The sequence below is a fragment of the Nocardiopsis halophila DSM 44494 genome (assembly GCF_000341245.1).
Lineage (GTDB): Bacteria > Actinomycetota > Actinomycetes > Streptosporangiales > Streptosporangiaceae > Nocardiopsis_A > Nocardiopsis_A halophila.
In genome coordinates this window covers 61,576-71,370 of record NZ_ANAD01000003.1, presented here as the reverse complement: position 1 = coordinate 71,370, position 9,795 = coordinate 61,576, and the positions used below count along the sequence as shown (strand labels likewise).

Annotated in this window: 10 protein-coding genes (1 of these 10 only partly in view); 4 read left to right on the top strand and 6 right to left on the bottom strand. The window is 72.6% G+C overall.

Annotated elements, in window-relative coordinates; translation table 11 throughout:
- From D450_RS0100490 to D450_RS0100480, 3 genes are all read left to right on the top strand, one after another.
- A protein-coding gene (locus tag D450_RS0100490) for a DUF429 domain-containing protein (protein WP_017536721.1) crosses the window boundary here: on the top strand, positions 1-27 show its end. Its footprint begins 642 nt before the window's first position; 27 of the gene's 669 nt are visible here — the last part of the coding sequence; its start codon lies beyond the left edge, outside the window; the stop codon is at positions 25-27.
- An 83-nt stretch (positions 28-110) separates the two neighbouring features.
- Positions 111-716 (top strand): hypothetical protein, encoded by a 606-nt coding sequence (locus D450_RS0100485; protein WP_017536720.1) that lies wholly within the window; start codon positions 111-113, stop codon positions 714-716.
- 179 nt (positions 717-895) lie between these two features.
- On the top strand, positions 896-1,279 hold the full coding sequence (locus D450_RS0100480; protein ID WP_017536719.1) for a DUF1330 domain-containing protein: 384 nt from the start codon (positions 896-898) through the stop codon (positions 1,277-1,279).
- Positions 1,280-1,340: 61 nt separating this feature from the next.
- Here D450_RS0100480 and D450_RS0100475 read toward each other — a convergent pair whose 3' ends face one another.
- Positions 1,341-1,766 (bottom strand): CBS domain-containing protein, encoded by a 426-nt coding sequence (locus tag D450_RS0100475; RefSeq protein ID WP_017536718.1) that lies wholly within the window; start codon positions 1,764-1,766, stop codon positions 1,341-1,343.
- Positions 1,767-2,045: 279 nt separating this feature from the next.
- On the opposite strand from D450_RS0100475, the gene D450_RS0100470 reads away from it, so the two are divergent.
- Positions 2,046-2,834, top strand: coding sequence for a DUF1963 domain-containing protein (locus D450_RS0100470; RefSeq protein ID WP_017536717.1), 789 nt, complete (start codon positions 2,046-2,048; stop codon positions 2,832-2,834).
- Positions 2,835-2,879: 45 nt separating this feature from the next.
- Here the strand turns inward: D450_RS0100470 and D450_RS0100465 are convergent, their stop codons facing one another.
- From D450_RS0100465 to aceB, 5 genes are all read right to left on the bottom strand, one after another.
- The gene (locus D450_RS0100465; protein ID WP_017536716.1) at positions 2,880-3,305 is read right to left on the bottom strand and encodes a CBS domain-containing protein; all 426 of its coding nucleotides are present in this window, start codon (positions 3,303-3,305) and stop codon (positions 2,880-2,882) included.
- Positions 3,306-3,472: 167 nt separating this feature from the next.
- On the bottom strand, positions 3,473-4,795 hold the full coding sequence (locus tag D450_RS0100460; RefSeq protein ID WP_017536715.1) for a (Fe-S)-binding protein: 1,323 nt from the start codon (positions 4,793-4,795) through the stop codon (positions 3,473-3,475).
- A 61-nt stretch (positions 4,796-4,856) separates the two neighbouring features.
- Positions 4,857-6,131, bottom strand: coding sequence for an FAD-binding oxidoreductase (locus tag D450_RS0100455; RefSeq protein WP_017536714.1), 1,275 nt, complete (start codon positions 6,129-6,131; stop codon positions 4,857-4,859).
- 193 nt (positions 6,132-6,324) lie between these two features.
- Positions 6,325-7,818, bottom strand: coding sequence for an FAD-linked oxidase C-terminal domain-containing protein (locus D450_RS0100450; protein ID WP_193789638.1), 1,494 nt, complete (start codon positions 7,816-7,818; stop codon positions 6,325-6,327).
- Between the two features lie 105 nt (positions 7,819-7,923).
- Positions 7,924-9,528: a malate synthase A gene (gene aceB / locus D450_RS0100445; protein ID WP_017536712.1), complete on the bottom strand. Its 1,605-nt coding sequence runs from the start codon at positions 9,526-9,528 to the stop codon at positions 7,924-7,926.
- Positions 9,529-9,795: the final 267 nt, after the last annotated feature.

Sequence of the window (9,795 nt, the reverse complement as noted above, 5' to 3'; positions counted from 1 at the left end):
GGGGAGCCGGTCGCCATACGGTTCTGAGATCCTGGGCGGTTCCGGGGCGGCGAAGCGGCCAAGGGCGACAGCCACCGGAGGAGTCGATACGAGGAGACGAGGAGGCCGGCATGGACCTCGCCCTCTCCCTTCCGGAGCCGCTGTTATGGGGGAGCGCCGTCGGGGCGGTGGTCGCGGCTGGGCTCATCGCGGCCTCACTGGTCGGCTTCCCGCGTGGGGCGACCGCGAACGTGCTCACTCTGACCGGGTCGGCCGGGGGTGCGGTCGCCGTAGGGATCCCGGCCCAGTTCTTCCTCCCTCCTCGGCCGATGCTCTGGGGAGATCTCATGGTCGCCGTCCTTGGGGCGGCTCCGATTCTGCTGGCCGCAGGGTGGCTCCGCGCGCTCTGCGGTTCGTGGCGCCGCAACTGCGAGCTCCTGCTGGGGCTCACCGTCGGCACCCTGGTTCTCGTCCCCGCGGCCTGTATCTACTTCGTGACCTGGGGAGGGATGGTCGGCGTCGCGCCCGGCCTCGTGGTCGCGGCCTTCTCTGCGGCGGTGATCGCCGTGAATGTCAAGAGGCGGTTCGCCCGCGCGTGGATCGGCGGCGCGGCCGGATTCGTCTCGGGCGTGCTGTTGGGCCCGATCATCCTGGCGCTCGCCTCCCTCGCCTTCACCGGCCTGCTCGGAGGAGCACACCTGTGGACCGAGGACCGCCTGCCCGCCCCCGCCTTCTAGGCCCCCGGCGCTCGACGGTTCGGCGCCGTGATCGCGGTCGAATCCGGGGTGGACGTCGGCCCCGGGGGCTCGATACCGACCGGGTGGTATGTCACGATGGCGGGGACGTCGCTTCGGCCGTTCGGAGGGACCGGGCGGTCTGGTCCGCGGCGCTTCGCCCTTGTGACAAGGAGGCCCCGATGGCGGTCGACCCCTCCGGTTCCGACCTCGCACGTCTGGTGGAGGAGGACCCCGGCGGTCCGGTGGTGATGCTCAACCTGCTGCGCTTCGCCCCCGGCGGGAGGGCCTCCTACGAGGAGTACTCGCGGCGGGCGGGGCGCTTCCTGGCCGAGTACGGCGCCGAGCTGATCTATGCCGGTGACGGCGCGACGCCGCTGGTGGCGGAGGAGGGCCAGGACTGGGACGCCGTGCTGCTGGTGCGCTACCCCAGCCGTGAGGCCTTCAGCCGGATGGTCGCCGACCCCGAGTACCAGGAGATCACCGGCCTGCGCTCCAAGGCCCTGGCCGAGGCCGTCCTTCAGCCCACCGTGCCCTGGAACTCCCGCGGCGGCGACGGCGGCTGAGCGCGGTCCGCCTCAGCCGTCCCCTCGGGCACGGGCGTGCCCGAGGGGCGGCGGCGGTCGGTCAGGAGTACACCCGCTCCACGAAGTGGGCGAGCCGGTCCTCGGAGAGGTGCTGGGCGAGGTCGGCCTCGGTGATCATGCCGACCATCCGCCGGTGCTCGTCGATGACCGGGAGGCGGCGGATCTGGTGCGTCTCCATCTCCCGCAGGACGTCGCCGACGCCGGCATCGCCGGATATCCAGCGCGGCGTCCCCTCGCACAGGTCGCCCGCGGTCATCCGCGACGGGTCCCGCCCGTGGGAGATGCACTTGATGACGATGTCGCGGTCGGTGATGATCCCGACCATACGGTCGTCGGGGTCCAGCGGGTCGCTCACGGGAAGGGCCCCCACCCCGTGCTCCCGCATGAGCTGAGCGGCCCGGTCGAGGGTCTCGGCGGCGGGGATCCAGTGGGCCCCGGTGTGCATGATGTCGGTCGCGGTGGTCATCGTCCGACCTCCTCGAATGCGGGTTCCCCCGTCCACGGGGGCTCACAGGCGCTTCCCCGCCCACGGTAGGAGCGACCGGGCAAAACCCGCGACATCCCCGAGGGGCGGACTCCGCAAAGAACGCGGGGCGGGCCCCGTGGCGAACGGTGACGGGCGGCATGCGGCGGGGGAGGGACCACCGAGCGCCGGAACGCCCGGGAACCGGGGCCGTTCGGGGGGCGTCTCGTCTGTGCCGGGGCGGCACAGGACGGCCGCCGCACGACCAGGATGGGGACCACCATGACCGTCGACGACCTGCGGACCCTGCACTTGGGCCGGCTGGTGCCCGCAGAGGGCACGGAAGGCACAGGGGGCACAGAGGGCGGGGAGGCCGGAGCAGCCTCCGAGGACGGTCCGGTGACGAGGCTCGGCGGGCAGCCCGACGGGATCGACGCTCCGGAGTGGCCCGTGTCGGGGGGCTTTCCGCTGCGTTTCATCGCGCAGGTGCGGATGCCCGGCCCCGAGCCGAGGATGGCCTACATCTTCATGGACAACGACCGGCTGGAGGCCCACGACCCGGACCCGGGCGACCTCAGTGCCTTCGACTGGAACACCGACGCGCCCTCGTCCTACTACGTGACGGACTCCCACGCCCCCAACACGGTGATCGTGCAGCCGGGCGGTACGCCCCGCGTGCCCACCGCGCCGGTCGCGGAGGGGCCGACGCTGTACACCACCGTCTCCGGCGAGGGCCGCAAGCCCGTGGAGTTCCGGGTGGAGCTCACGCCCTACGAGCTGGACGCCGTGTCGGATGCCGACGAGGACGACGAGGACGTGGCCGCCTGGTGGTCGGGGGACGTGGAGTACGAGAAGGACGCGGACGGCGGCGACGGCCGCCCCGATGTCCAGGTCGGAGGACCGGCCTTCTGGCTCCAGATGGACGAGGCGCCCGGTGGCGACTGGCACCACCTGGCCACCATCGACTCCGCGACCGACAAGTACTCCATCAACTGCGGCGACAGCGGACTCGCCTATGCCCTGCTGAACCCCGAGCGGACCAACGGCGTCCTCATCGTCCAGTCCTGCTGACCGGCCCCGCCGGGCGCCGCCCGGCTCCGGCGCCCGGCGGACCCCTCAGGCGTACAGACGCTGGACGAAACGGGCGAGCCGCTTCTCGGACAGGTGGTGGGCGAGGTCGACTTCGCTGATCATGCCGACCAGGCGCTTGTCGGCGCCGACGACGGGCAGGCGGCGGATCTTGTTGGTCTCCATCTCGTGCAGCACCTCGTCGACGTCGGCCCCCTCGGAGATCCAGCGCGGCGTGCCCTTGCACAGGTCGCCCGCGGTGGTCCGGGTCGGGTCGTGGCCGGCGGCGATGCACACGACCACGATGTCGCGGTCGGTGATGATCCCGCACATGCGCTCGTCGGGGTCGGTCGGGTCGCTCACGGGGAGTGAGCCGACGGCCTGGTCCCGCATGAGCCGTGCGGCCTCCTGCAGGGTGTCGGTCGCCTGGATCCAGGTCGCTCCGGTGTGCATGATGTCGGCTGCGGTGGTCATGCCCGTACCTCCCGTGTGTCCTGTTACCGGACGGCGAGGCTCGTGGCTCACGCTAGGGCGGACCGTGCGAGGGGGCAACACGTCCCGCGGTCGGACTCTCCTCACGGTGCGCTACCCAAGCCTGGCCACGGGGACGGGACGGCGGGCGGGCCTCCGGCCCCGCGGCCCTACGACGGAACGAGCGCCGTCGGCGGCAGCCCCCGGATCGATGCGTCCAGGACCTGGGCCGTGTGGGCGACGGCGATCTCCTCGCCCCGCTCGCGCATCGTGGCGGCGATCTGCAGTGAGCACCCCGGGTTCCCGGCGACCAGGAGGGAGGCCTGAGTGGAGGACACGTCGTCGGCCTTGCGTGTGCCCAGGTCCGCGGCGGGTTCCGGGTTGAGCAGGTTGTACACCCCGGCCGAACCGCAGCAGATCTCCGGGTTGGGCAGGTCGGCCACCTCCAGCTCGGGGATCGCGCGCAGCAGGTCCCTGGGCTGGGCGGTCACCCCTTGGCCGTGGGAGAGGTGGCAGGCGTCGTGGTACGCCGCCGTGATGGGAAGCGGGTGGCGTTCGGCGCGTGGGCCCAGCCGCGCGAGGTATTCGGAGAAGTCCACCACCTTGGCGGACAGCGCCTCGGCGCGGCGGACCAGCTCCCGGGGGTGCCCCGCCTCGCGCAGCACCCTGCCGTAGTGCTTCATCGTTCCCCCGCACCCGGCGGAGTTGACGACGACGGTGTCCACCCCGGCCTGCTCGAAGGTGCGGACGGTCGCCTCGGCGAAGCGCGCGGCCTCCTCGGCCCGCCCGGAGTGGGAGGAGAGGGCGCCGCAGCACCCCTGCCCCTGAGGGACGACGACCTCGCACCCCTCAGCGGCCAGCACGCGTGCCGTGGCGGTGTTCACCTGTGGGAAGAACGCTCCCTGTACGCACCCGGTGAGCATGCCGACGACCGCCCGGCGCCGACCGGCGGCCGGCACGCGCTCAGGAAGCGAAGGAACCCGGGACCGGATGGGCGGAGCCATGCGCTCCATCGCCGCCAGGGACGGGGACAGCCGCTGCAGGAGGCCGGACTTGCGCAGGGGCTCCGCCAGGCCGCTGGCCTGGTAGGCGCGGAGCGGGCCCCGCATCAGCTCGAGGCGGCGTCGGTGGGGGAACAAGGAGAAGATCGCCGACCGGAGGAGGCGCTCGCCCCGGGGGCGTTCGTGTTCGTCTTCGACGCGCGCCCGCGTCGTCTCGATCAGCGCGTCATAGGCCACCCCTGAGGGGCACGCCGTCACGCAGGCCAGGCAGCCCAGGCAGTTGTCGAAGTGCCCTACCGAGGCGTCGCTGAACGCGCCCTCCTCCTCCGCCTGCCCCATCAGGTGGATGCGCCCGCGAGGGGAGTCCATCTCCTCGCCCCACAGCACATAGGTGGGGCACGTCGGAAGACAGAATCCGCAGTGCACACAGTCGGAGAGAAGGTCGGGGAACGGGCGCTCCCCGTTCTCCTTGTTCTCTGTGCTCTCGGTCATGGAGTGTCCTCCCTGCGGGTCGAAGCGCGGAAAGCGAGGGAAGGGGCGGGCGGCGCGGGCCTCAGATCCCTCCGGCGAACCGGCCGGGGGAGAGGACACCGTCCGGGTCGAGGTTCTGTTTGACCGACCGCATCAGGGGCAGCCCGGGGACCTCGCCCCACGGGTCGAGGCCGGCCGCGTGTACCGGGGGAGCCGCGTCGAGGACGGTCAGCGACCCGTGGCCGCCGGTCGCGTTTCCGAGGCGGGCACGGAGCGCGGAGACCGCGCGGACCGCACCGTCGGGGGCGGCGGCCGATGGAAGCGCGCTGTACAGGACGCCGGACCCCGCCGACCCGCGTACCGGGAGCGGACCGCCGTCCGGAGCGGCGTCGGCCAGGGCCTCCATCACCTCGGCCGCTCGGGCCGGGGGAGTCGTCAGCTTGAGCAGGGTGTCACCGGGCCCTCCGGGAAGCGTGCCCCAGCCGACGGGAAGGTCAGGGGAGGCGACAGCGTCGGAGAAGAGGTCCGACACCTCCTGCGCGCGCGCACGGATGCCGTCCTCCGGTCCTTCGAGGAGGACCTGGACCGAGATCCGTCCCCCGCCCGGACGGTCCACCTCGATCGCGGTCGGTGCGGTGTGCGACTTCAGCACGGAGGACACCAGCTCCCGAGCGCGCGGGGGGTCCGGGGCCTCAGCGGACACCACGATCCGCGCCGGAGGGATAGGCCGCAGCCGGAAGGTCACCGACGTGATCACCCCCAGCGTCCCGAACGCTCCGGTGTGCAACTTGCCCAGGTCGTAGCCGGCCACGTTCTTCACCACGCGCCCGCCGGAGCGTGAGGCCGCTCCGTCGGGGCCCGCCACCGTCATACCGATGATCAGGTCGCGCACCGGCCCGTACAGCATCCGGCCGGGCCCCGACAGGCCGGTGGCCACCACGCCGCCGACGGTCGAGCCCGGCACCACCCGGTCCACCGGCAGCCGCTGACCCGTCTTCGCCAGAACGGCGGCCAGCTCCTCCAGAGGCGTGCCGGCACCGGCCTCCACCACCAGGTCCCCGGCGGCGTGGTCCACGCCGGTCAGCGCCGACAGGTCCAGGACCGCGTCGCACCGGCGCGGCGGGGCGCCCCAGCCGATCTTGGTCCCCGCCCCCCGCGGCACCACCGCCAGCCCGGCCCGCGCGGCCGCGCCCAGCACCGCGGCGCATCCGTCGGCGTCCGAGGGACGCACCACCCACCGGGGGACGGCGCCGCCGACGGCGTCACGGTCGGTGCCGGGGCGCACTTCGGCCCCGGCCGCCCCGATCGCCTCGGGCGCCCCGCCCGCGTCCTGTGCCTGCTCGTCCTTGCCGGTCATCGAGCGCCTTTCTGGAACGATCCTGGCTCCCGGCCCGCCACCGGGCCCGCGTCCGCCGCAGCCGCCTCACCCACCGCGCTCCCTGCCGTGCCCCCGGGGGCGGCGGCGCTGGGACCCGGAGCCCGGGCCGACAGGCCGCCGAACGCCGCCGAGCAGGACGCACCATCTCCCAGCACCATCTCCCCGCAACGGTTCAGAACTGCTCCGCCCGGCCCTGCGCCACCAGCGGGTGCACGTCCCGGCGCACCCCCGGGACCTCGCCGCACAGCCGGGGCGTGGGAAGCAGCTTCTCCGGGTTGGCCACCCCCGCCGGGTCGAACGCCCGCCGGAAGCGGTCCATCGCCTCCAGGTCCTGCGGGGCGAACATGCGCGGCATCGAACAGGCCTTGTCCACGCCCACCCCGTGCTCGCCGGTGATCGACCCGCCGTGCCGGATGCACAGGTCGAGGATGGCGCCGGAGACCTCGGCGGCGCGCTCGCCCGCGCCCGGCTCGGCGTCGTCGAAGAGCACCAGCGGGTGCAGGTTGCCGTCCCCGGCGTGGAAGACGTTGGCCACCCGGATGCCGCTCTCGGCCGACAGCCGGGCGATGTCGCCGAGCACCTCGCCCAGCGCCGTGCGCGGCACCACCCCGTCCTGGACGATGTAGGCGGGGCTGATCCTGCCCACCGCGGCGAACGCCGACTTGCGGCCCTTCCAGATGCGCGCCCGCTCGGCGGCGCCGCTGGCCTCGCGGATCTCGAAGGCGCCGGCGCGTTCGCACAGCCGCCGCACCGCCGCGGCGTCGGCGTCCACGTCGGCGGCGGGCCCGTCCAGCTCCACAATCAGCACCGCGCCCGCACCCTCGGGATAGTCGCAGGCCACGGCCGCCTCGGCGGCCTCGATGGACAGCGCGTCCATCATCTCGACCGCGGCGGGCAGCACCCCTTCGGCGATGACCGAGGAGACCGCCTGCCCGCCCGCGTCCATGCCGGCGAACGCGGCCAGCAGGGTGGTGACCTTCTGCGGGGAGCGCACCAGGCGCACGGTGGCCTCGGTGGCGATGCCCAGGGTGCCCTCGGAGCCGATGAACGCGCCGATCAGGTCGTAGCCGGGGGCCTCGGGCGCCTTGCCGCCCAGCCGTACCAGCTCCCCCTGCGGGGTGGCGATCTGCAGGCCGAGCACGTGGTTGACGGTGAAGCCGTACTTCAGGCAGTGGGCGCCGCCGGAGTTCTCGGCGATGTTGCCGCCGACCGAGCAGACCTGCTGGCTGGAAGGGTCGGGGGCGTAGTAGTAGCCGTAGGGGGCGGCGGCGCGGGTGATATCGAGGTTGGCCACGCCGGGCTGGACCACCGCGCACTCGTTGTCGGGGTCGACCTCGACGATGCGGCGCATGCGGGAGGTGGTGACGAGCACCCCGTCGGCACGCGGGAGCGCTCCCGCCGACAGGCCGGTCCCGGCGCCGCGCGGAACGAACGGCACGCCCTCGGCCGCGCAGAGCCCGACCACCTCGGCCACCTGCTCGGCCGTCGTGGGCAGGGCGACCACGCCGGGGACCTCGGCGTGGTAGGTGAGGCCGTCGCTCTCGTAGGTGCGGCGGCGGGAGGGGTCGGTCAGGACGCCGTCGTCGCCGCAGATCCTCCGCAGCCGGGGGACCAGCGCGCTCAACCGGTCATCGGGCGACCGCTCCCGAGTGGGCCGCTCCTGCATGGGCTCCGCCCTCCCGCCCGTCGTCCGCGACACAGGGTCGCGCGGAGCGCGCGGGCCGGACCCCGGCGGGGCGGCCCGCGCGCTCCGCGATCTGGGCCTCAGACGTTACGGCATCCGCTCGTAAGCGGGAAGAGTCAGGAAGTCGGCGTAGTCGTCGGCCAGGGACACCTCGCGGAACAGCTCGACCGCGCGGCCGAACAGCTCGGCGTCGTAGGCCTCGCCGTGCTCGGCCTTGATGGCCGCCAGCTCCTCCTCGATGATGCGGTCGACGAGCTCGGCGGTGACCTTGGGGCCGTCGTCGAGGGTGACGTCGTTGTGCAGCCACTGCCAGATCTGCGAGCGGGAGATCTCGGCGGTCGCGGCGTCCTCCATCAGGTTGTGGATGGCCACCGCGCCGTTGCCGCCGATCCAGGCGGCCAGGTACTGCAGCGCGACGTTGACGTTGGAGCGCAGCCCCGCCTCGGTGATGCCGCCCTCGGTGGCGTCGACCGCCAGCAGGTCCCCGGCCTTGACCGACACGTCCTCGCGCAGCTTGTCGATCTGGTTGGGCCTCTCGCCCAGGACGCCGTCGAAGATCTCCATGGCGACCGGGACCAGGTCGGGGTGGGCGACCCAGGAGCCGTCGAAGCCGTCGCCCGACTCGCGGGTCTTGTCGTCGCGCACCTTGGCCAGGGCGCGGTCGTTGACCTCGGCGTCGCGGCGGCTGGGGATGAACGCGGCCATCCCGCCGATGGCGAAGGCGCCGCGGCGGTGGCAGGTGGCCACCAGCAGCTCGGTGTAGGCGCGCATGAAGGGGGCGGTCATGGTGACCGCGTTGCGCTCGGGCAGCAGGAAGCTGCGGCCGCGGGTGCGGTGCGTCTTGATGATGCTGAACAGGTAGTCCCAGCGCCCGGCGTTCAGGCCGGCCGAGTGCTCGCGCAGCTCGTAGAGGATCTCCTCCATCTCGAACGCGGCCGGGATGGTCTCGATGAGCACGGTGGCGCGGATGGTGCCGCGCGGGATGCCCAGGCGCTCCTGGGCGGCCAGGAAGATGTCGTTCCAGAGCCGGGCCTCCAGGTGGCTCTCCATCTTCGGCAGGTAGAAGTAGGGGCCCTTGCCCTTGTCGAGCTGGCGCTGGGCGCAGTGGAAGAAGTAGAGCGCGAAGTCGACGATGCCGCCGGAGGTGCGCTGCCCGTCGACGAGGACGTGCTTCTCGTCCAGGTGCCAGCCGCGCGGGCGGACCACGATGGTGGCCAGCTCCGAGTCCTCCTTCAGGGCGTAGGTCTTGCCCTGGGGGGAGGTGAAGTCCACGGTGCGGTCCAGCGCGTCGCGCAGGTTGAGCTGGCCGCCGATCATGTTCTCCCACAGCGGGGTGTTGGCGTCCTCGAAGTCGGCCAGCCACACCTTCGCCCCGGAGTTGAGGGCGTTGATGGTCATCTTGCGGTCGGTCGGACCGGTGATCTCCACGCGGCGGTCGGTGATGCCCGGCGCGGGCGGGGCGACCTTCCAGCTCGTGTCCTCGCGGACGGCCCGGGTCTCGGGCAGGAAGTCCAGGTTCTCGCCGGCGTTGATGCGGGCCTGGCGCTCCTTGCGCGCCGCCAGCAGCTCCTGCCGACGCGGCTCGAAGCGCCGGTGCAGGTCGGCGACGAGCGCGAGAGCGTCATCGGTGAGGATCTCGTCGTACCGGTCGTGGAGGGGGCCGGTGATCTCGACCCCGTTCGTGGCGCCCATGCGAAACCTTCCACAAAGTGAAACTATGTTCTGGGATGTGGAATATGACGCTACTCTCCGGTCGGGCCGCTGGTCAACGTTGTGAGCCTCTCACACGCCTGAAAACCTTCCTCTGAGAGTAAACTTCGCAATGTTTTCGAGGGAAGGGATGTGGGTGCTTCGGATACCGGCAGAAAAGGTGTGTTCTGCCTGTGGCTGGAGTGAGACCCGGCGCCCCGGTCGTGCCCGTCGGCGTGAAAATCCGGTGCCAACGACCCGGTGCCGTGC

Coding starts and splice junctions, on each gene's coding strand:
- D450_RS0100485 (WP_017536720.1), top strand. CDS start 111: ATGGACCTCGCCCTCTCCCTTCCGGAGCCGCTGTTATGGGGGAGCGCC.
- D450_RS0100480 (WP_017536719.1), top strand. CDS start 896: ATGGCGGTCGACCCCTCCGGTTCCGACCTCGCACGTCTGGTGGAGGAG.
- D450_RS0100475 (WP_017536718.1), bottom strand. CDS start 1,766: ATGACCACCGCGACCGACATCATGCACACCGGGGCCCACTGGATCCCC.
- D450_RS0100470 (WP_017536717.1), top strand. CDS start 2,046: ATGACCGTCGACGACCTGCGGACCCTGCACTTGGGCCGGCTGGTGCCC.
- D450_RS0100465 (WP_017536716.1), bottom strand. CDS start 3,305: ATGACCACCGCAGCCGACATCATGCACACCGGAGCGACCTGGATCCAG.
- D450_RS0100460 (WP_017536715.1), bottom strand. CDS start 4,795: ATGACCGAGAGCACAGAGAACAAGGAGAACGGGGAGCGCCCGTTCCCC.
- D450_RS0100455 (WP_017536714.1), bottom strand. CDS start 6,131: ATGACCGGCAAGGACGAGCAGGCACAGGACGCGGGCGGGGCGCCCGAG.
- D450_RS0100450 (WP_193789638.1), bottom strand. CDS start 7,818: ATGCAGGAGCGGCCCACTCGGGAGCGGTCGCCCGATGACCGGTTGAGC.
- aceB (WP_017536712.1), bottom strand. CDS start 9,528: ATGGGCGCCACGAACGGGGTCGAGATCACCGGCCCCCTCCACGACCGG.